25 protein-coding genes are annotated in these 19879 nt (G+C 66.4%); 13 read left to right on the top strand and 12 right to left on the bottom strand.

All coding sequences use genetic code 11. The annotated features are described in order from the left end of the window. Nucleotide 1: 1 nt before the first annotated feature. From rapZ to FHR95_RS05305, 10 genes are all read right to left on the bottom strand, one after another. Complete coding sequence (gene rapZ, locus FHR95_RS05350; RefSeq protein ID WP_183313634.1) at nucleotides 2-922, bottom strand: RNase adapter RapZ; 921 nt, start codon at nucleotides 920-922, stop codon at nucleotides 2-4. Between the two features lie 48 nt (nucleotides 923-970). After that, nucleotides 971-1456, bottom strand: a complete 486-nt coding sequence (gene ptsN / locus FHR95_RS05345) for a PTS IIA-like nitrogen regulatory protein PtsN (protein ID WP_040187596.1) — start codon at nucleotides 1454-1456, stop codon at nucleotides 971-973. 7 nt (nucleotides 1457-1463) lie between these two features. Then, entirely contained in the window at nucleotides 1464-1772 is a 309-nt protein-coding gene (gene hpf / locus FHR95_RS05340) for a ribosome hibernation-promoting factor, HPF/YfiA family (RefSeq protein ID WP_040187595.1), read from the bottom strand. Between the two features lie 101 nt (nucleotides 1773-1873). Further along, a complete protein-coding gene (locus FHR95_RS05335) occupies nucleotides 1874-3298 on the bottom strand; it encodes an RNA polymerase factor sigma-54 (RefSeq protein WP_183313633.1) in 1425 nt (474 codons plus the stop codon). A 142-nt stretch (nucleotides 3299-3440) separates the two neighbouring features. Further along, nucleotides 3441-4166 (bottom strand): LPS export ABC transporter ATP-binding protein, encoded by a 726-nt coding sequence (gene lptB, locus FHR95_RS05330; RefSeq protein ID WP_040187593.1) that lies wholly within the window; start codon nucleotides 4164-4166, stop codon nucleotides 3441-3443. Then, entirely contained in the window at nucleotides 4163-4696 is a 534-nt protein-coding gene (lptA, locus tag FHR95_RS05325; RefSeq protein ID WP_040187592.1) for a lipopolysaccharide transport periplasmic protein LptA, read from the bottom strand. The genes lptB and lptA overlap by 4 nt, the downstream gene beginning before the upstream one ends. After that, nucleotides 4693-5274 carry an LPS export ABC transporter periplasmic protein LptC gene (lptC, locus tag FHR95_RS05320; protein ID WP_183313632.1) on the bottom strand — a complete coding sequence of 194 codons (582 nt, stop codon included), beginning with the start codon at nucleotides 5272-5274 and terminating at the stop codon, nucleotides 4693-4695. The genes lptA and lptC overlap by 4 nt, the downstream gene beginning before the upstream one ends. A gap of 3 nt (nucleotides 5275-5277) precedes the next feature. Continuing rightward, nucleotides 5278-5835 (bottom strand): KdsC family phosphatase, encoded by a 558-nt coding sequence (locus FHR95_RS05315; RefSeq protein WP_040187591.1) that lies wholly within the window; start codon nucleotides 5833-5835, stop codon nucleotides 5278-5280. 45 nt (nucleotides 5836-5880) lie between these two features. Beyond that, entirely contained in the window at nucleotides 5881-6876 is a 996-nt protein-coding gene (locus FHR95_RS05310) for a KpsF/GutQ family sugar-phosphate isomerase (RefSeq protein ID WP_183313631.1), read from the bottom strand. 43 nt (nucleotides 6877-6919) lie between these two features. Next, nucleotides 6920-7870 carry a calcium/sodium antiporter gene (locus tag FHR95_RS05305; RefSeq protein ID WP_183313630.1) on the bottom strand — a complete coding sequence of 317 codons (951 nt, stop codon included), beginning with the start codon at nucleotides 7868-7870 and terminating at the stop codon, nucleotides 6920-6922. A gap of 138 nt (nucleotides 7871-8008) precedes the next feature. Between FHR95_RS05305 and FHR95_RS05300 the strand changes: the two genes are divergently transcribed. From FHR95_RS05300 to hisD, 9 genes are all read left to right on the top strand, one after another. Next, nucleotides 8009-8821, top strand: a complete 813-nt coding sequence (locus FHR95_RS05300) for an ABC transporter ATP-binding protein (protein ID WP_183313629.1) — start codon at nucleotides 8009-8011, stop codon at nucleotides 8819-8821. Further along, the gene (gene mlaE, locus FHR95_RS05295; RefSeq protein WP_183313628.1) at nucleotides 8818-9600 is read left to right on the top strand and encodes a lipid asymmetry maintenance ABC transporter permease subunit MlaE; all 783 of its coding nucleotides are present in this window, start codon (nucleotides 8818-8820) and stop codon (nucleotides 9598-9600) included. The genes FHR95_RS05300 and mlaE overlap by 4 nt, the downstream gene beginning before the upstream one ends. 16 nt (nucleotides 9601-9616) lie before the next feature. Further along, a complete protein-coding gene (gene mlaD, locus FHR95_RS05290) occupies nucleotides 9617-10081 on the top strand; it encodes an outer membrane lipid asymmetry maintenance protein MlaD (protein WP_040187588.1) in 465 nt (154 codons plus the stop codon). 14 nt (nucleotides 10082-10095) lie between these two features. Beyond that, nucleotides 10096-10737, top strand: coding sequence for an MlaC/ttg2D family ABC transporter substrate-binding protein (locus FHR95_RS05285; RefSeq protein ID WP_183313742.1), 642 nt, complete (start codon nucleotides 10096-10098; stop codon nucleotides 10735-10737). After that, nucleotides 10734-11072 carry an STAS domain-containing protein gene (locus tag FHR95_RS05280; RefSeq protein WP_040187587.1) on the top strand — a complete coding sequence of 113 codons (339 nt, stop codon included), beginning with the start codon at nucleotides 10734-10736 and terminating at the stop codon, nucleotides 11070-11072. Before FHR95_RS05285 ends, FHR95_RS05280 begins: the two co-directional genes overlap by 4 nt. Nucleotides 11073-11212: 140 nt before the next feature. Further along, the gene (locus FHR95_RS05275; protein WP_183313627.1) at nucleotides 11213-11467 is read left to right on the top strand and encodes a BolA family protein; all 255 of its coding nucleotides are present in this window, start codon (nucleotides 11213-11215) and stop codon (nucleotides 11465-11467) included. A 13-nt stretch (nucleotides 11468-11480) separates the two neighbouring features. Beyond that, nucleotides 11481-12743: a UDP-N-acetylglucosamine 1-carboxyvinyltransferase gene (gene murA, locus FHR95_RS05270; protein WP_040187585.1), complete on the top strand. Its 1263-nt coding sequence runs from the start codon at nucleotides 11481-11483 to the stop codon at nucleotides 12741-12743. 20 nt (nucleotides 12744-12763) lie between these two features. Further along, nucleotides 12764-13426, top strand: coding sequence for an ATP phosphoribosyltransferase (gene hisG, locus FHR95_RS05265; protein ID WP_040187584.1), 663 nt, complete (start codon nucleotides 12764-12766; stop codon nucleotides 13424-13426). Nucleotides 13427-13505: 79 nt separating this feature from the next. Beyond that, nucleotides 13506-14828 (top strand): histidinol dehydrogenase, encoded by a 1323-nt coding sequence (gene hisD / locus FHR95_RS05260; protein ID WP_040187583.1) that lies wholly within the window; start codon nucleotides 13506-13508, stop codon nucleotides 14826-14828. Between the two features lie 86 nt (nucleotides 14829-14914). Here the strand turns inward: hisD and FHR95_RS05255 are convergent, their stop codons facing one another. Beyond that, nucleotides 14915-16132: a Do family serine endopeptidase gene (locus FHR95_RS05255; protein ID WP_183313626.1), complete on the bottom strand. Its 1218-nt coding sequence runs from the start codon at nucleotides 16130-16132 to the stop codon at nucleotides 14915-14917. Nucleotides 16133-16240: 108 nt separating this feature from the next. Here FHR95_RS05255 and FHR95_RS05250 point away from each other — a divergent pair, with 108 nt between their 5' ends. Beyond that, entirely contained in the window at nucleotides 16241-17002 is a 762-nt protein-coding gene (locus tag FHR95_RS05250; RefSeq protein ID WP_183313625.1) for a Nif3-like dinuclear metal center hexameric protein, read from the top strand. 53 nt (nucleotides 17003-17055) lie between these two features. Here FHR95_RS05250 and FHR95_RS05245 read toward each other — a convergent pair whose 3' ends face one another. Then, nucleotides 17056-17505, bottom strand: a complete 450-nt coding sequence (locus tag FHR95_RS05245) for a ZapG family protein (protein WP_183313624.1) — start codon at nucleotides 17503-17505, stop codon at nucleotides 17056-17058. Nucleotides 17506-17695: 190 nt separating this feature from the next. Here FHR95_RS05245 and zapE point away from each other — a divergent pair, with 190 nt between their 5' ends. The 3 genes from zapE to rpsI all read left to right on the top strand — a co-directional run bounded on the left by zapE (nucleotide 17696) and on the right by rpsI (nucleotide 19878). After that, entirely contained in the window at nucleotides 17696-18886 is a 1191-nt protein-coding gene (gene zapE / locus FHR95_RS05240; RefSeq protein WP_183313623.1) for a cell division protein ZapE, read from the top strand. Between the two features lie 160 nt (nucleotides 18887-19046). Then, the gene (rplM, locus tag FHR95_RS05235; protein ID WP_040187570.1) at nucleotides 19047-19475 is read left to right on the top strand and encodes a 50S ribosomal protein L13; all 429 of its coding nucleotides are present in this window, start codon (nucleotides 19047-19049) and stop codon (nucleotides 19473-19475) included. A gap of 13 nt (nucleotides 19476-19488) precedes the next feature. After that, nucleotides 19489-19878: a 30S ribosomal protein S9 gene (rpsI, locus tag FHR95_RS05230; RefSeq protein WP_040187569.1), complete on the top strand. Its 390-nt coding sequence runs from the start codon at nucleotides 19489-19491 to the stop codon at nucleotides 19876-19878. The last annotated feature ends 1 nt before the right edge of the window (nucleotide 19879 follow it).

The raw sequence follows: 19879 nt of genomic DNA, 5'->3' as shown, positions 1-19879 counted from the left end.
CTCAGCTTCCTTCCTTGGTCGGTTGACTGCCGACCGCGTCCTGGCCAGCGGGGAGGGTGATCTGCACCCCCAGTTCACGATGACGAAGCCGCACTCCGTCTTGTCGGCTTGCCAGCCGGTCGGCCAGGCGCTCCGCCAGGTAGACCGAGCGATGCTGGCCGCCGGTGCAGCCGATGGCCAAGGTCAGGTAGCTGCGCTGGCTGGCCCGGTAGTGCGGCAGCCAGCGCTCCACCCAGACGAGGATATCGTCGAGCATCTCGGTGACCACCGGATAGCCGTCGAGGAAGGCGATGATGCTGGCATCACGCCCGGTGGCGTCGCGCAGCGCCGGGTCCCAGTAGGGGTTGGGCAGGCAGCGGGCATCGAAGACGATGTCCGCATCCAGCGGCACCCCGCGCTTGAAGCCGAAGGATTCGACCGTCAGCGTCATCCGCTCGGCCTGGTGGCCGGCGACCTGATCGGTGATGCGACCGCGGAGTTCATGCACCGAAAGGCGCGTGGTATCGATTACCAGGTCGGCGAGGTCGCGGATGCCGGAGAGCGACTGCTCCTCGGTGTCGATGGCCTCGGCGAGGGTCATGTCGCTGCCGCGGGTCAGGGGGTGGCGGCGGCGGGTCTGCGAGAAGCGCTCGAGGAGGATGCGCGCGTCGGTGGTCAGGTAGACCACCTGGCAGTCGACCTGGCGGGCCCGTAGTTCTTCTAGCAGCTCGGGAAAACGCGCCAGGGCAGCTGGCAGATTGCGGGCGTCAATGCTGACGGCAATCGAGGAGCGCATTGAGCGGTCATTCTGGAGCTCATCGATGAGCGGGCCCAGCAACATGGCCGGCAGGTTATCGATCGCGTAGTAGCCCAGGTCTTCCAGCGCCTGCAGCGCGATCGACTTGCCGGAGCCTGACCGGCCACTGATGATCACAAGCTGCATGCGGGTCTCCTGGTCGTGGAATGGCCGGGCAGGCCCGAGGTGACGGCGTCAGCTTCCCTGGCTGCCAGCCGGCGCCTGTCGTCGGATGGCCTCCGTGAGGCGCTCATGGAGTTCGCGCTGGCTGCTGCTTTGACGCAGCTGAGAGCGGGTCTCGACATCGTTCATCACACCGGCCACCTGGCCGAGCAGCGCCAGGTGGGCCTCGTCGGCCTCCTCCGGCACCAGCAGCACGAACACCAGGTCGACTGGCTCACCATCGATGGCATCGAAGTCCACCGGCTCGGTCAGCTTGAGAAAGCCGGCAATGGGGGCCTTGCAGTGGGGATTGCGGGCATGGGGGATGGCGACCCCGTTGCCGATGCCGGTGCTGCCCAGTCGCTCGCGCCCGATCAGTCGGCTGAAGACCTCCTGACTGTCGAGGCTGGGCGTGTTCTGGGCAATGAAGGTGCTGAAGAACTCCAGCACCCGCTTCTTGCTCCCCCCGGGCACATCGAAGAGGGTGCGCTCGGGGGGCAGGATGGCGTCCAGTGTCATGGCGAAATCAGCGAGCGCCGGCGCCCTGGGCGCGGGCCTGGGCTTTTTCCTTGTGCTTGACGAGCTGGCGGTCGAGCTTGTCGGCCAGCGCATCGATGGCGGCATACATGTCATTATCCATGGCTTCGGCATGGAGGTCGGCACCGGCTGCGTGCAGGGTGCAGGCCGCCTGCTGGCGCTCCTTTTCCACGGAGAGGGTGACCTGCACGGTGGTGATGTTGTCGTAGTGACGCTCCACGCGGGCGAGCTTCTCTTGCACATAGTCACGCAGGGCGTCGGTCAGTTCCATATGATGGCCGGTGATGTTGACTTGCATGACACGCTCCTTGCTCTTTCGGGTGATGGGTCGATTGTAACCCTTTTTGCTGTTCTGCATAGCCCCTCGGGCGAGGGGATTCAGGAGCCGCACGAGCGGCGTCATTTCAACCGCTTGCGTTCGCTGGAGGAGGGGATATCCATCGCTTCGCGGTACTTTGCCACGGTGCGCCGTGCGACGCTGATGCCGGCCTCGCCGAGCAGGGTGACCAGCTTGCTGTCGGAGAGCGGCTTGCGGGCAGGCTCGTCCTGGATCAGCTTGCGAATCCGCGCGCGGATGGCGGTGCTGGAGTGAGCATCCCCCTCGCCGCTGCCGCCCCCCACCTGGCTGGAGAAGAAGTACTTGAGTTCGAACATGCCGCGTGGCGTGTGGATGAACTTCTGGGTCGTGACGCGTGAGATGGTCGACTCGTGCATTTCCACGACCTGGGCGATATCGGCCAGGATCAGCGGCTTCATCGCCTCCTCACCGTGCTCCAGGAAGTCGAGCTGACGCACCATGATCTCGCGGCCCACGCGCAGCAGGGTGTCGTTGCGGCTGGAGAGGCTCTTCATCAGCCAGCGTGCTTCCTGCAGGTGGTCCTTGAGAAACTGGTTGTCATCGCTCTTGTCGGCTCGTCGGATCAGGGCAGCATAGTCGGGCTGGATGCGCAGGCGCGGCATGGCCTCGGGATTCAGCTCCACCTGCCAGCCATCGCGGGTGTGGCGGGCAATCAGGTCGGGGATGACATAAGAGCTGTCGCTGTCGGTGAAGGCGCTGCCGGGGCGCGGGTCCAGCGAGCGCACCAGCGCGATTACCGTCTCCAGGGCCGCGTCGTCGAGACCGAGGCGGCGCTTCAGAAGGCGACGGTCGTCGCCGCCGAGGGCCTCGAGGAACTGGCGGACCAGGCGGCGGGCCTGCGGCAGCAGCGGCGTATCGTCGGGCAGGCTGGCCAGCTGCAGCATCAGGCACTCGCGCAGGTCACGAGCAAAGATGCCGGTGGGCTCGAACTGCTGCAGGCGCAACAGCACCTGCTCGACCTCACGGGACTTGAGGCCCTCGAGACCCTGATCCTTGAGGCCGTCACGGATTTCCTCCAGCGGCTGTATCAGGTAGCCGTCGCCGTTGACGGCGTCGATCAGGTTCTCGGCGATGCGCTGCTGGCGCGCATCCAGATCGGTCATGGCCAGCTGCCAGGCCAGGTGGCTCTGGAGGCTCTGGCCTGATGCCTGGCGTTCGAAGTCAGGGCCCTCGCCACCGCTGCCGGCGGGCGCGGTACCCAGGTCCTGATAGGTGTCGGACCAGTCACTGTCGGTGCTGAGCTGGTCGGGGATCTCGCTGGCCCACTCCTCGTCGGCTGCCTCGCTCACCGCCTGCTCGCCGAAGTCGTCCTCGACCTCGAGCATCGGGTTGGATTCCAGCGCCTGCTGGATCTCCTGGCGCAGATCCAGGGTCGAGAGCTGCAGCAGGGCGATGGCCTGCTGCAGCTGCGGGGTCATGGTCAGCTGGGTGCCGACGCGCAGTTGCAGGGACGCCTTCATGGCCATGAGACGAATGCCCTCGACTTGCCGAAAACCCCAACCCTAGCCGCTGGCCAGGGGGCATGCAAGCGCAAAATCTGCAACAATCGTGCCATGCGCAATCTTCATGCCGTCGCATGATAACGACAGTTATATCAGAGGGCTGCGGTCAGAGGCGGAAGTCCTCGCCCAGATAGACCTCGCGGACGCGCTGGTCGGCAAGGATCGTCTGGGGAGAGCCATCGGCGATGATGCGACCGTCGCCGACGATGTAGGCGGTATCGCAGATGTCCAGGGTATCGCGCACGTTGTGATCGGTGATCAGCACCCCGATGTCGCGTGCCTTGAGTTGGCGGATGATGCTCTTGATTTCACCCACCGAGATGGGGTCGACGCCGGCGAAGGGCTCGTCGAGCAGAATGAAGGCGGGCTCGGTTGCCAGGGCCCTGGCGATCTCGACGCGGCGGCGCTCGCCCCCGGAGAGGCTCATGCCGAGGTTGTCGCGGATATGCGTCACGTGAAAGTCCTCGAGCAGCTGCTCGAGCCGGGCCCCGCGTGCGGCGCGGTCGAGGTCCTTGCGGGTCTCGAGGATCGCCATGATGTTGTCGGCGACCGACAGCTTGCGAAAGATCGAGGCCTCCTGGGGCAGGTAGCCGATGCCGGCACGAGCGCGTTCGTGCATGGCCGCCGTGGAGAGGTCGAGGTCGTCGATGAGGACCTCCCCGGCGTCGGCCCGTACCAGCCCGACAATCATGTAGAACGAGGTGGTCTTGCCGGCCCCGTTGGGACCCAGCAGCCCGACGATCCGTCCCTGCTCGATGGAGAGGCTGATATCCTGCACCACCCGGCGACGCTTGTAGCTCTTGGCCAGGTGGCGGGCGTTCAGGGTCTTCATTGTTGGCTGCCCGACTGTTCGGGTTCGAGGGTCATGCGCACGCGCTGGCGTTCCTCGACGCCCTCGGCCTCGGCGCGGGCCTGGACCACGCGACGGTCGAGAAAGTACTCCAGGTAGCCGCCATCGAAGGTATCACCGCCCCGGTGCAGCTCGGCGCGGTCGATCAGCTCGATGCGACGCTCGGCGACATGGTAGACGATAGTCCGTCCCCAGCCACGCACCAGGGGCTCGTCTGGCGCGGGTCGCTGTTCGATGTAGGCCCGCTCGCCGCTGGCGGTGGCACGGGACAGCTGGCCCTGGTCGTTGCGCTGGATTTCTACCCGGGCACCGGTCAGCTGCATGCTGCCCTGGCGGATGTCCACGTTGCCGCGGTAGACGGCGGTGCCGGCGCGGTCGTCAAGGTCGAGGCGGTCGGCCTCGACCTCGATCGGGGCGCTGGCATCGCCCTCCAGGGCCAGGGTCGGGGCACTGCCCATCAACAAGCCGACAATACCCAGGGTCAGCAAGGGGGCGAAGGGGGGGCGCGTCATGACTCGGGCTCCTCGCGGGTGTCGGGCGGATGGTATCCGCGCACATTGTCGGTCAGCCGAACACGGTTGTCATGGATCCAGGCGTCGAAGCGTTCGCCGCGCATGCGCTGCGGTGGCTGGCGCAGCAGAGTTGGCGTATCGCTCCAGGCATGGCCGCTGTCGGCATCGAAGTGGAGCACCTCGGTATCGAGCTGCCAGCGCTCGGCGGGGGCCAGGAGCCGCGCATTGCCCGAGAGGGTCAGCAGGTCGCCGTTCGCTCCCAGGGAGCCGCGCTCGCCACTGGCCAGCCAGCCCCGACCCGCGTTGTCGATCAGTCTTGCCTCCGGCTGGTCCAGACGCGTGACGTCGTCATGTGGGGTATGGGTCAGGCGCGGGGTGACGAGCCGCTGATGGGGGCGTCCCTGGGCATCGAAACGGGTCAGCCGCGCGTCCTCCAGATAGTAGTCCGGCTCCCCGGCTTCCCCGCCCGGCACCGGGCCGGGAACCGGCGGCTCCAGGTCGAGCAGCGCCATGCCGCCGCCCAGAGCGAGCAGCAGCAGCAACAGCGTGCTTCGGAAGCCGGGCCGCGGCAGGCGCATCAATCAGCTCGCGCCGTGCAGGTAGGTGTCGAGCACGGCGTCCCAGTGCCCCTGGGTCTGCAGCAGGGTGTCGCAGATCTCGCGCACGGCCCCATGGCCGCCCACGGATTCGGTGACCCAGTCGGCATGCTTGCGGATATAGGCCGGGGCGCCAGGCACGCTGATGCCGACGCCGGCGCGCCGTATGGCGGCCACGTCGGGCATGTCGTCGCCGCAGTAGGCAACCTGTTCAAGGTCCAGCTCCAGGCGGCTGCACAGTTCGCGCAGCACGCTGAGTTTTTTCTCGGCCCCCTGGAAGACATGCTTGACCCCCAGCGCGGCGGCGCGCCGGCTGACCATCGGCGAGTTGCGGCCGGTGATAAAGGCCACCACGATGCCGGCACGCTGCACCAGCTTGATGCCATGGCCGTCGTGGGTGTGAAAGGCCTTGATCTCGACGCCATCGGCCTGGAAGTAGAGGCGGCCGTCGGTGAGCACACCGTCCACGTCCAGCGCGAGCAGGCGGACGTGGCGCAGGCGGTCGACGAGGTGGCTGTCGAGCAAGGGGGAGTCGAGGGTCATGGTGTCTCCGGCGGTCTGGGGCGTGGATGGGTGGAGGCAGCGGCGTCAGATGACGCCGCTGGCCAGCAGGTCGTGCATATGCAGGGCGCCAACCGGTCGGCCGTCGGCATCGACGACGGCCAGCGCCGAAATACGGCTGTCTTCCATGATGCGTACCGCTTCCGCCGCCAGGGTATCGGGGGCCACCCGCTTGCCCGGTCGGGTCATGACATCATCGACGCAGAGGCCCGAGAGGTCGCTGTGCTGGTCGAGGGTGCGACGCAGATCGCCGTCGGTATAGACCCCGGCGAGGTAACCGTCGGCATCGATCACGCAGGTGAAGCCCAATCCCTGGCGGGTGATCTCCAGCAGGGCGTCGCGCAGCGGGCTGCCGAGGGCGACTCGGGGCAGTCGCGGGCCTTCATGCATCAGGTCGGCCACCCGCAGCAGCAGGCGCTTGCCCAGGCTGCCGCCAGGGTGGGAGAGGGCGAAGTCCTCGGCGGTAAAGCCGCGCGACTCGAGCAGCGCCACTGCCAGGGCGTCACCCAACGCCAGGGCGGCGGTGGTGGATGATGTCGGGGCCAGGTCCAGCGGGCACGCCTCGCGCTCGACGCCGGCATCCAGGTGGGCATCGGCGTGTCGCGCCAGGGTCGATCCCGGCCGTCCGGTCATGCTGATCAGCGGTGAGCCCATGCGCTTGAGTAGCGGCAGCAGGGCGGTGACCTCGGCGGTCTCGCCGGAATTGGAGAGCGCCAGCACCACGTCGCCGGGGGTGATCATGCCCAGGTCGCCGTGGCTGGCCTCGCCCGGATGCACGAAGAAAGCGGGGGTGCCGGTGCTGGCCAGGGTGGCGGCAATCTTGCCGGCGACATGGCCCGACTTGCCCATGCCGGTGACCACCACGCGTCCGCGACAGGCCAGGATCAGCTCGCAGGCGTGGTCGAAGGCGTCGTCGAGGCGCGCGGCCAGGGCGGCGATGGCCTGCTGTTCCAGGTCCAGGGTGCGGCGGGCACTCTCGCGCAGGAGGGACGTGCCGGCCACTGAGGGGGTGTCATGGGTCATGGCAGTGATTGTTGCCCGTTGTGGGGTTTCACTCAAGGGGGCATCAGCCGACGGTGGAGGGGCCGGCGCTGCCGAGCCAGATCAGGTAGCCGGCATAGGCCAGTACCAGCAGTCCCCCCGCCAGGCGGCCCAGCTGGCCGTGGCGGTTCCACAGCAGTAGGGCCCCCAGGGCCAGGGTCAGCACCAGCATCACCGGATAGTCGCGAGCCGCGGCGGCGGGGTCCGTGGCACCCGGGACCAGCAGCGCCGGCACCGGGAGCACGGTCAGCAGGTTGAAGAGGTTGGAGCCGATGACGTTTCCGACGGCCAGATCGTGGTGACGCTTGAGAGCACTGGCTACGCAGGCTGCCAGCTCCGGCAGGCTGGTGCCGATGGCCACTACGGTCAGGCCGATCACCAGTTCGCTGACGCCGAGCCCCCGGGCCAGCTCGCTGGCGCCCCACACCAGGGCGCGCGAACTGGCTACCATGATGACCAGGGTGACCACCAGCCAGATCAACGCCTGGCCCAGCGACATCCCGGGAATTTCGCCGGTATTGTCCTCGTCGGGGGTGTCGGCACGGAACAGCCACCACAGGCTGAACACCAGCAGCGCCAGCAAGAGTCCGCCATCGAGGCGGTCGAGGTGACCGTTGGCCAGGGCGTAGCCGGCAAGGCCGGTGGCGCCGAGCAGCAGTGGCAGCTCGCGGCGCACGATGGAGAAACGCACCGGGACCGGTACCACCAGGGCGGTCACGCCCAGCACCAGCGCGATATTGGCGATGTTGGAGCCCAGCGCATTGCCGATGGCGAGATCGGGGATACCCTCCAGCGAGGCCATCACCGAGACCACGATCTCCGGTGCCGAGGTGCCCAGTGATACGACGGTCATCCCCACCAGCAAGGTGCTCATGCCGGCCCGCCAGGCGGTGGCCGCGGCCGCACCGACAAAACGGTCGGCGCTCCACAGCAGGCCGACGAAGCCGAGCATCACAATCATCAGTGGCAGGAGCATGGTGCAGTCCGAGGCGATGAGTTTGGGGCGCACATTGAACATGCCGACCCCTGGCGGTGCAAGACGCGAGGAACGCTGGCGCCTCTGGCCATGGTTAGGATACGATGTTCGATAACATTCTTGACGGAAGATTAACCAATGGAAGACTCCCCCCTCGTGGAAGTGGAGAGCCTGCACTTCTCGCGCGGCGAGATGGAGATCTTTCGCGGCGTGGATCTTGTGATTCCGCGTGGTCGGATCACGGCCATCATGGGGCCCAGCGGTACTGGCAAGACCACCCTGCTCAAGATGATCGGCGGCCAGTTGATCCCCGATGCGGGGCGTGTCTCCATCGGTGGCCAGGACGTCCATGCGCTGTCGCGCAAGGCGCTGTTCGTGATGCGCCGGCGGATGGGCATGCTGTTTCAGAGCGGGGCGCTGTTTTCCGACCTCGACGTCTACGAGAACGTGGCTTTTCCGTTGCGGGTGCATACCGACCTTCCTGAGGCCATGATCCGCGACGTGGTGCTGATGAAGCTTCAGGCCGTGGGGCTTCGCGGGGCGCGGGAGCTGATGCCCTCCGAACTCTCCGGCGGCATGGCGCGCCGAGTAGCGCTGGCGCGCGCCATCGCCCTGGACCCTGAGCTGATCCTCTACGACGAGCCCTTCGCCGGACAGGATCCCATCTCCATGGGCGTGCTGGTGCAGCTGATCAAGCGTCTCAACGAGGCGCTGGGGTTGACGGCCGTGATCGTGTCCCACGACATCAAGGAGACGCTGTCCATCGCTGACTACGTCTATGTGATCGCCGATGGCCAGGTGATGGCCCATGGCACGCCGCAACATCTCGACGCGGACCGCGACCCCAGGGTCAGCCAGTTCATGCATGGCGAGCCTGATGGGCCGGTGCCCTTTCACTATCCGGCGATAGATTTCCACGCCGATATCCTGGGCAGTGGGGGGCCACGATGATCGAGCGGATCCGACACCTGGGGCGGCGCGGCTGCGACCTGCTGGAGTCATTGGGCCGGGCCGGCATCTTCCTCGGCCAGTCGGCGGTCGGGGTGCCCTCCCGAGCGGGCTTCGCCCTCTGGGTGCGTCAGATGCACTTCGTCGGCGTCATGTCGCTGGCCATCGTGCTGGTCTCGGGGTTGTTCATCGGCATGGTGCTGGCGCTGCAGGGTTACACGATCCTGGTCGACTTCGGGGCCGAGCAGGCGCTGGGCCAGATGGTCGCCCTTTCCCTGCTGCGTGAACTGGGACCGGTAGTGGCAGCGCTGCTGTTCGCCGGCCGTGCCGGTTCTGCCCTGACCGCCGAGATCGGCCTGATGAAGGCCACCGAGCAGTTGACCAGCATGGAGATGATCGGCGTCGACCCGCTGCGGCGCGTTGTGGCCCCTCGGCTTTGGGCCGGCTTCGTGGCCCTGCCGCTGCTGACCATCGGCTTCAGCGTGGTGGGCATCTGGGGCGGCCAACTGGTCGGCGTCGAGTGGCTCGGCGTCTTCGAGGGCTCCTACTGGGGCAATATGCAGGCCAGCGTGGCGTTCATTGACGACATCGGCAATGGCATGATCAAGAGCCTGGTGTTTGCTTTGGTGGTGACCTGGATTGCGGTGTTCCAGGGCTATGACCTGATTCCCACCTCGGAAGGCATCTCACGTGCCACCACCCGCACGGTGGTCTATTCCTCTCTGGCGGTACTGGGCCTGGATTTCGTGCTCACCGCCCTGATGTTCGGAGAGCTTTCCTGATGTTCGGAGCAAACGGATGAAGCGTAGCAAGACGATGGAACTGGGTGTCGGCCTGTTCATGCTGGCAGGCATCCTGGGGCTGGTGTTCCTGGGACTGAAGGTCAGTGGCCTGAGTCTCACGCTGCCCAGCGAGTCCTTCCGCCTGGAAGCCAATTTCGCCAATATCGGGAGCCTCAAGCAGCGCGCGCGAGTCACCATGGCGGGCGTCACGGTGGGGCGGGTCGAGGTCATTGAACTGGACACCGAGTGGTACGATGCACGCGTGGTGATGGAGCTCGATGGAGAGCTCGAGGGCCATATTCCAGAGGACAGCACGGCCGCCATTCTCACCGCGGGCCTGCTGGGGGAGCAGTATATCGGGCTCTCGTTGGGGGGCGCACCCGAGACGCTCGCTGATGGCGATACCCTGCGCGATACCCAGTCGGCACTGGTGCTGGAACAGCTGATCCAGCAGTTCGTGACCAGCATGACCAAGGAGTGAACCAGATGAAGATGATGACCCTTCGCGCGCTTTTCGCCGGGCTCGTGCTGTCACTGATGGCGCTGCCGCTGATGGCTGCCGAGTCCGACCAGCGCCCCGAGCAGATGATCCGCGACAGCATCAAAGATCTCATGACGCAGATCGAGGGACGCGAGACGTACTTCGCCGACAACATCGACGAGCTCAAGGCGATCGTCGACGATAGCCTCGAGGAGGTGGCCGACTTCCGTTACATCGCGGCCAGCGTGATGGGGCGCTACTTCGGTAATGCAACGCCACAACAGCGGTCGCGCTTCGTCGATACCTTCCGCAAGACCCTGATCGATACCTATACCAAGGGCCTGGTCACCTTCGATTATCGCGAGATACGCGTGCTCGACAACCAGCAGGCGTCGCGCTATGAGGACCAGGCCAGCGTGGCCATGGAGGTGGTGGCCAACGATGGCAGCGTCTATCCCGTCAGCTACTCGCTGCGGCTGGATAACGGCCAGTGGAAGGTGGTCAACGTGATCGTCAACGGCATCAACCTGGGACTGACGTTCCGCAATCAGTTCGACCAGGCCATGCGCGAGCATAATCGCGACTATGACGCGGTCATCGATGGCTGGGCCCCCGAGCTTGACGTCGAGGAACTGGAGCAGGGCGGTCGAGCATGAGCGTGCTGCTGGAGCAGCATAGCTCTTCTCTCGAGGTCGACGGCAGCTGCCTTGCCGTGACCGGAGAAGTGGGTTTCGAAGGCGCCTCGGCGATGGCCGGGGCGGGCAGCGCCTGGCTGGCCGAGCAGCCGTCCGGCACTGAGGTGGTCTTCGACCTGAGCGGGGTCGGCCGGGTCAGCAGCGCCGCGCTGAGCGTGCTGCTGGAGTGGACCCGTCAGGCTCGCGACGCCGGCGTCGAGGTGGCCGCCGTGCGGCTCTCGGTTCCTCTCGAGCGCCTGACCCGCGTCGCCGGGCTCGATACCCTGCTGCCGCTCGCTGAGCCGGCCACCGCCTGAGTTACGCCTGTCGTCCCATCGCCAAGTGCGGTGCTTTTCTTTACCATGTGCTGCCATGAAACCTCTGCCATCGACGGCCGCGACATGGCCGTCGGCAGGGTGCTTGCGACGAATCGATGAACCACAGGAGTGCCGGTGCCATGCAACCGAGCGAAGTGAAGGCGCTGCTCGAGAGCCGACTCGACGGCTGCGAGTTCCATATCCAAGGCGAAGGCTGCAACTTCCAGGTGATCGCCGTGGGCGAGGTCTTCGAGGGGCTCTCGCCGGTCAAGCGCCAGCAGATGATCTATGGCGCGCTCTCCGAGGAGATCGCCTCCGGTGCCCTGCATGCCGTGAGCATCAAGACCTACACGCCGCAGCAGTGGCAGGCCGCCACCGACAATCAGGGGGCCTGAGGGTCGACCTTACATGGACAAGCTGATCATTACCGGCAGTGGCCCCGTCGATGGCGAGGTCTGGGCCAGCGGCGCCAAGAATGCCGCGCTGCCGATCCTTTGTGCGACCTTGCTGGCCGACGAGCCGGTGACCATCGGCAACCTGCCACATCTGCAGGACATCACTACCACTCTGGAACTGCTTGGCCACATGGGCGTCGAGGCCGTGATGGGCGACAGGATGTGCATCCAGCTCGACGGCTCTCAGGTCACCCACTGTCATGCCCCCTACGAGCTGGTCAAGAAGATGCGCGCCTCGATTCTGGTGCTCGGCCCGCTGCTGGCGCATTTCGGCCATGCGGACGTCTCGCTGCCCGGCGGCTGTGCCATCGGCTCGCGCCCGGTGGATCTGCACCTCCGCGGCCTCGAGGCCATGGGGGCCGAAGTCAGCGTCGAGGCCGGCTACATCCGGGCGCGGGTCGATGGCCGCCTGCACGGCGCGACCATCTTCTTCGATACGGTCACCGTGACCGGCACCGAGAACCTGCTGATGGCGGCGACCCTGGCGGACGGCACCACGGTGCTGGAAAACGCCGCCCGGGAACCCGAGGTGGTCGACCTGGCCGAGTGCCTGATCAAGATGGGTGCGAGGATCCGCGGCCACGGCACCGACACCATCGTCGTCGAGGGCGTCGAGCGGCTGCACGGCGCCTACCATGACGTCATGCCCGACCGCATCGAGACCGGCACCTTTCTGGTCGCGGCGGCGCTTTCGCGGGGCAAGGTGCGGGTGCGCAATACGCGCGCCGACATCCTCGATGCGGTGCTGGCCAAGCTCGAGGAGGCGGGGGCCACCATCACCACCGGCGAGGGCTGGATCGCGCTCGACATGCAGGGCAGGCGGCCGAAGGCGGTCAACGTGCGCACCGCGCCCTATCCGGCCTTTCCCACCGACATGCAGGCGCAGTTCGTGGCCATGAACGCGGTGGCCGAGGGCACCGCCCGGGTGGTGGAGACCATCTTCGAGAACCGCTTCATGCACGTTCAGGAGCTCAACCGCATGGGGGCCGACATCGCCCTTGAGGGCAACACCGCGGTGATCACCGGGGTCGAGACGCTCTCCGGGGCACCGGTGATGGCCACCGACCTGCGCGCTTCCGCCTCGCTGGTGATCGCGGCGATGATGGCCGAGGGCGAGACCCTGGTCGACCGGATCTACCATATCGACCGCGGCTACGAGTGCATCGAGGAAAAACTGCAGCTGCTGGGCGCGCGCATCCGGCGCATCCCCGGCTGAGTCGACCAACAGGCGAGACCATGAGCAAGCAACTGATTCTGGCCCTCTCCAAGGGCCGTATTCTCGACGAGACCCTGCCGCTGCTGGCGGATGCCGGCATCGCCCCGGTCGAGGACCTGGGCAAGAGCCGCAAGCTGCTGTTCGACACCAACCTGCCGGACGTCAAGCTGGTGGTCATCCGGGCGACGGACGTGCCGACCTATGTACAACTCGGCGCGGCGGATCTCGGCGTGGCCGGCAAGGACGTGCTGCTCGAGCATGGCGTCGAGGGCCTCTACGAGCCCCTTGATCTGGAGATTGCCCGCTGCAAGCTGATGACTGCCGGCATCACCGGGGCCGAGCCGGCCCGGGCTCGCCGGCGGGTGGCCACCAAGTTCGTCAATGTGGCGCGCCGCTACTATGCCGAGCAGGGGATCCAGGCCGAGGTGATCAAGCTGTACGGGGCCATGGAACTGGCGCCGCTGATGAACCTGGCCGACGAGATCGTCGATATCGTCGATACCGGCAACACCCTGCGGGCCAACGGCATGGAGCCGCGTGAGTTGATCGCGCCGGTCAGTACGCGGCTGGTGGTCAACAAGGCGGCCATGACCATGAAGCACGATCGCCTGAAACCGCTTATCGCGCGCCTGCGCGAGGCGGTGGCGGTACGTCGCGATAGCCTTGCCGTGTCGGCGCCATAGCCAGATCGGCATTGCCTGCGGCCCGGTGCTGCATCAATGTCCTTAGATGACCAACCCCTTTCGAGAGGAAGCGACTGCCATGAGCCCATCCCCTACCGACGGCGTCGACATCGCGCGGCTGACGACCTCGCAGGCCGATTTCGATCGTTGCCTGGCCGACCTGCTGGCCTGGGAGGGGGTCTCCGATGCCGAGGTCCAGCGGCGTGTCGACGAGATCCTCGCTGCCGTCAAGGCGCAGGGCGACGCGGCACTGGTCGAGTACTCGAACCGCTTCGATCGACTCGCCGTGACGTCCATGGCCGAGCTGACCCTGAGCGAGGGCCGGCTGCGCCAGGCCTTCGAGGGGCTGCCGACGGAGCAGCGCGAGGCGCTGTCGAGCGCTGCCGAGCGCATTCGTGCCTATCACGAGCACCAGAAGCCGGCCTCCTGGCACTACACCGAGGCCGATGGCACCGTGCTTGGCCAGCAGGTCACGCCCCTGGATCGCGCAGGCATTTATGTGCCGGGTGGCAAGGCGGCTTACCCCTCCTCGGTGCTGATGAATGCCATTCCTGCCCATGTGGCCGGCGTACGTGAGATCGTGATGGTGGTCCCCACCCCCGATGGCATCCTCAACGAGCTGGTACTGGCCGCGGCCTATCTGGCCGGCGTCGACCATGTCTTTACCCTGGGCGGCGCCCAGGCGGTGGCGGCGCTGGCCTTTGGCACCGAGACGGTGCCGCGCGTGGACAAGGTCGTCGGCCCGGGGAACATTTATGTGGCGACCGCCAAGCGGGCGGTATTCGGCCAGGTGGGTATCGACATGATCGCTGGCCCCTCGGAGATCCTGGTGATCTCGGACGGCGGTACGGATCCGGATTGGCTGGCCATGGACTTGTTCTCCCAGGCGGAGCACGACGAGGATGCCCAGGCAGTGCTGGTGAGCTGGGATCTCGAGCACCTGCAGGCGGTGGAGGCATCGATCGCTCGGCTGCTGCCGACGCTGGAGCGTGCCCCTATCGTGCGAGAGTCGCTGGCCCGTCGTGGTGCACTGATCCACTGCCGGGATCGTGATGAGGCGGTGGCCCTGATCAATCGCATTGCGCCGGAGCACCTGGAGCTCTCGGTGGCCAATCCCGAAGGCTGGCTGTCGGAGGTCCGGCATGCCGGTGCCATCTTCATGGGGCGCTATACGGCCGAGGCACTGGGCGATTACTGTGCCGGCCCCAACCACGTGCTGCCCACCTCGGGAACGGCGCGCTTCTCTTCACCGTTGGGGGTCTACGACTTCCAGAAGCGTTCCTCGATCATCCACTGTTCGGCAGAGGGCGCCGGAGAACTCGGCAAGGTGGCCTCGACGCTGGCCAGGGGGGAGTCGCTCACCGCCCATGCGCGCTCGGCCGAGTATCGTCTAACGCCGTGAGGTTCCGCATGCCGGGTGGCCTGCCTGCTGGCTCGAGGGACGCGGGCCCCGCCGATCGGCGGGGCCCGCGTCGTTGAGAAAGGGCATCACGCCCCGTCGGCTCGGCGCGCCTCCGGAGTCGGGCGTTCGCCGAGCTCGATGATCACTTCCCGGCGCTCGCCGCCCCGCACCACGGTCAGCGGCAGGCGGGTGCCGGGCGCCTCCGCGGCGATCTCGCTCATGGTTCGCCGCGGATCGAGCACCGGCCGGCCATCGACCTCCAGCAGCACGTCGCCAGGCTGCAGCCCCGCCCGGTCGGCGGGGCCGTTCGGCACCACGCCGGCAATGATCATTCCGGCCGCCGTCTGCAGGCCGAAGGAGGCGGCGAGTTCCTGGTTGAGCTCCTGAGCCTCGATGCCCATCCAGCCGCGGATGACGCGACCGCGGGTGACCAGCTCGTCGAGGATATTGCGGGCCAGGTTGGCGGGGATCGCGAAGCCGATGCCCTGCGAGCCGCCGGAGCGCGAGAAGATGGCGGTGTTGATGCCGACCAGCGCGCCCTTGGCGTTGACCAGTGCGCCTCCCGAGTTGCCGGGGTTGATGGCGGCATCGGTCTGGATGAAGTCCTCGTAGGCGTTGAGCCCGAGATGACTGCGTCCGGTGGCGCTGATGATGCCCATGGTCACCGTCTGGCCGACGCCGAAAGGGTTGCCAATGGCCAGCGCGACATCGCCCACGGCGATCCGGGTGGTGTCGGTCAGCTTGATCACCGGGAGCGACTCCAGGTCGATGCGCAGCACGGCAAGGTCGCTCTCGGGATCGGTACCGATCACCTCGGCGAGGGTCTCGCGACCATCCCGCAGGGCGACCTGGATCTGGTCGGCACCGCGGATTACGTGATGATTGGTCAGCACGTAGCCATCGTCACTGACGATGACCCCGGAGCCGAGGCTGGAGAGCATCCGCTGGCGGCTTGGCAACTCGTCACCGAAGAACTGGCGGAAGAAGGGGTCCGACATCAGCGGGTGCTCTTCACGCTCGACCACCCGAGACGAGTAGATGTTGACGACGGCCGGCGCGGCGCGCTCCACCGCGTCGGCATAGCTGCCTGGACCCTGCTGGCGGACGAGGGGGGCGGCCTGACGGATGTCCGGGGCCTCGCGGGCGCGTGTCGCATCATCGGACGGCACCAGTGCCGGCGTGGCGGGTGGCGTCGCCGGGGGTGCCGGTCGGCCAATCAGCTGTGGAAACGCATTGAGCAGCACAACGGCCGCCAGCACACCGATGAGCACGGGCCAGAGATAGGGAAGCAGGGTGCGTCGCATGCAGCGGGGTCCTTGTCGAGGGTGCTGGCGCTTGGTCGCGGGGCGTCCTCCCGCTGGTTACACTGGGCGGATTGTAACATTGCCAACTCGACCACGCCCGGAGGCTATATGGCGAATCGTGATGAGCTGGTCGCTGCCTGCGACCGATGGCTCGAACCCCATCGCTTCAAGGACTATACCGTGAACGGCCTGCAGGTGGCGGGCACCGAGGACGTCAAGCGGGTCATGACCGGCGTGACTGCCTGCCAGGCGCTGCTCGATGAGGCCGTGGCCTGGCAGGCTGACCTGGTGCTGGTGCATCACGGCTACTTCTGGAAGAACGAATCGGTCACCATCACCGGCATGAAGCGCCGTCGCCTGGCGACCCTGCTGGCTCACGACATCAATCTGCTGGCCTACCATCTGCCGCTGGATGCCCACCCCGAGCTTGGCAACAATGCCGAGCTCGGCCGCCGGCTTGGCTTCAGCGTCACGGGCTGCGCCGACGGCGCGCTTGGAGAGGGACTGGTGTGGCTGGGCGAGTCCCGGCCAGGCCTCGATGCCGCCGGCCTGGCGCGGGATATCAGCGCCTGTCTGGATCGTGAACCGCTGCTGATCCAGGCGCCGGGCGGCGGCGATATCCGTCGCGTCGCCTGGTGCACCGGCGGGGCGCAGGACATGATCAGCGTTGCCCAGGAGGCCGGGGCCGATGCTTTCATCTCCGGCGAGATCTCGGAGCGAACGACCCATCTGGCGCGGGAGATGGGCATCCATTACCTGGCGGCGGGCCATCATGCCACCGAGCGCTATGGCGTGCAGGCCCTGGGCGAACGGCTTGCGGCGGAGTGTGATATCGAGCATCGCTTCGTCGATATCGATAATCCTGCATGACGCTGAGGGCCTGCCCTCACTCTAGGGGGCGGGTCTGTCGAAGCGTCAGGACGTCAGTGGCGCGGTGGCTGCTTGTCGGTGGACGCTTCGCCGTTTTTCAGTCCAAAGTCCTCGGAGAGCGTGCCGCGGTTGCCGTCGGCGTAATCCCGAGGCACGGCGGGTTCGTTCGTCGTTGCGGTCGCGGCGGCGGTGGGGGAGACGGCGTCCATGGCCTGGCGAGCCAGTGAGCGAGCGCCGAGATGTTCCATGGCGTCTTCGGCCTCCTGCTCGAGCTCCAGGCTCTCGCGTTGCAGGTTCTCGGCAAGCCGAGCAATGCGCTCGAGGCTGTCGCCCATGCCGTCCTTGAGTTCCGCCAATTCCCGCTCGCGTTCGGCGAGACGCTGGCGAAGGCGCTGAGCGTTGCCGGCGCTGGCGTTCAGCAGGTGGTAGCCCAGTGCTCCGATACCAATGCCGGCCAGCAGGCAGGCGATGGCCAGCATCCCGTTGATGTTGCTCTCGTCCACTTCTTGCGTTCTCCCTGGAGCGTTGGGCGACTCGACGCGTCGAGCGTCGTCTGTCCGGGTCGAGCCGGGTTCCCATTATAGGGGTGATGCAGTGCGCAGGGTCAACGCGGCGGTCGGCGATGTGAAGTCAGGGCGGGACGCGTATAATCTTTCCTCTCGAACGTCCCGAGTAAAGGCTTTAGACATTCCCATGAGCGAGACGCCCCCCTCCACAGCTTCCCGCGGCGCGCAGCCCGTCGAGACACCGATGACCCGCTATCGGGCGGATATCCAGCGCCACGGCTTCCAGGCAGATGCCGCCCAGGAGCAGGCGGTGAGGCACCTGCAGCGTCTCTACGACGAGCTGGTGGCCACGCCGCCTGCCCGCGTGGTGCCGCCGAAGCGGGGATCAGGGCTAAAGTCGCGGATGGCTGGCCTGATCGGTCGGCGCGACCGTGAGGCGTCCTCCGAGCCGGCGCTGCCGGCGATCCACGGCCTCTACCTGTGGGGCGGGGTGGGGCGCGGCAAGACCTACCTGATGGATACCTTCTTCGAGACGCTGCCCTTTCCCGAGAAGATGCGCACCCATTTCCACCGCTTCATGCAGCGGGTGCACAACGAACTGGAGCACTACAAGGGCGAGCGCAACCCGCTGACCCTGATCGCCGCCAAGTTCGCCGCCGAGGCCCGTGTCATCTGCTTCGACGAGTTCTTTGTCAAGGACATCACCGATGCCATGATCCTGGCCAATCTGCTCGAGTCGCTCTTTGCCCATGGCGTGGTGCTGGTGGCGACCTCGAACATCGTCCCCGGCGAGCTCTACAAGGAGGGCCTGCAGCGGGCCCGCTTCCTGCCGGCCATCGACCTGCTCGAGCGTCACTGCGAGGTCATCAACGTGGACTCGGGTATCGATTATCGCCTGCGCGCCCTGGAGCGTGCCGAGATCTACCATGCGCCGCTGGATGATGCGGCCGAGGCCGAGCTGGCCCGCAGCTTCCGCGAGATCGCCGGCCAAGAGGGCGAGGAAGCGGCGCCGATCGAGATCAATCATCGGGTGCTGCACGCCCGCCGGCTGCACGACGACGTGGTGTGGTTCGAGTTCACCGAGCTGTGTGATGGTCCGCGCAGCCAGAATGACTACATCGAGTTGGCCCGCGAGTTTCACAGCGTGCTGGTCTCCAACGTGACCCGCATGACGGGGGCGACGGATGATCAGGCCAGGCGCTTTATCAACATGGTCGACGAGTTCTATGACCGGGGTGTCAAGCTGCTGATGTCTGCCGAGGTCCCGGCCGAGCAGCTTTACCGAGACGGTCGCCTGACGTTCGAGTTTCAGCGCACCCTCTCGCGACTCCAGGAGATGCAGTCCCACGACTACCTGGCGCTGCCCCACAAGCCTTGAACGCGATGTTGCCCCTTTCCATCCCTGCAGGGGGTCGTGTAGAATGCGCGCTCGCTCCACCGTTGCCCGCCTCTCGAGAGCCGGCAACCAAGAAGAATAGGGATGGTTCCATGCCGGACGCCCGGCGGCAGAACCCAACACATCAAATGGTGATTCATCCATGAAGACGTTCACTGCCAAACCGCAGTCCGTCCAGCGCGACTGGTTCGTCGTCGACGCTGCGGACAAGACGCTCGGCCGCTTGGCCACCGAGATCGCTCGTCGCCTGCGCGGCAAGCACAAGCCGGAATATACCCCGCATGTGGATACCGGTGACTACATCGTCGTGATCAACGCCGAGAAGGTCCATGTCACTGGCAACAAGGCCAGCGCCAAGACCTACTACCGCCATACCGGCTACCCGGGTGGCCTGCGTTCCATGAATTTCGAGAAGATGATCGCCCACTCACCAGAGCGCGTCATCGAGTCCGCCGTCAAGGGCATGTTGCCGAAGGGTCCCCTGGGTCGCGCCATGTACTCGAAGCTCAAGGTCTACGCCGGCACCGAGCATCCGCATGCTGCCCAGCAGCCGCAAGCACTGAACATCTGAGGGAGTCTTCGCCATGACACAGCAGTATTACGGTACCGGGCGCCGCAAGACCTCTACCGCCCGCGTCTTCCTGAAGCCGGGCACCGGCAAGATCACTGTCAACAGCCGCGAGCTGGATCACTACTTCGGTCGCGTCACCGGCCGCATGGTGGTTCGCCAGCCGCTCGAGCTGACCGACACCCTTGGCCAGTTCGATGTCTATGTCACCGTCAAGGGCGGGGGTGGCTCTGCTCAGGCCGGCGCCATTCGTCACGGCATTACCCGTGCCCTGATGGATTACAACGAGGATTTCCGCGGTCAGCTGCGCGAGGCGGGCTATGTGACGCGTGATGCTCGCCAGGTTGAGCGTAAGAAGATCGGTCTGCGCAAGGCGCGTCGTCGCCCGCAGTTCTCCAAGCGCTGAT

Source organism: Halomonas fontilapidosi, from assembly GCF_014192285.1.
GTDB classification, from domain to species: Bacteria; Pseudomonadota; Gammaproteobacteria; order Pseudomonadales; family Halomonadaceae; genus Halomonas; species Halomonas fontilapidosi.
The sequence above is the reverse complement of the archived record's forward strand: the minus strand, read 5'-3'. Positions and strand labels throughout refer to the sequence as shown.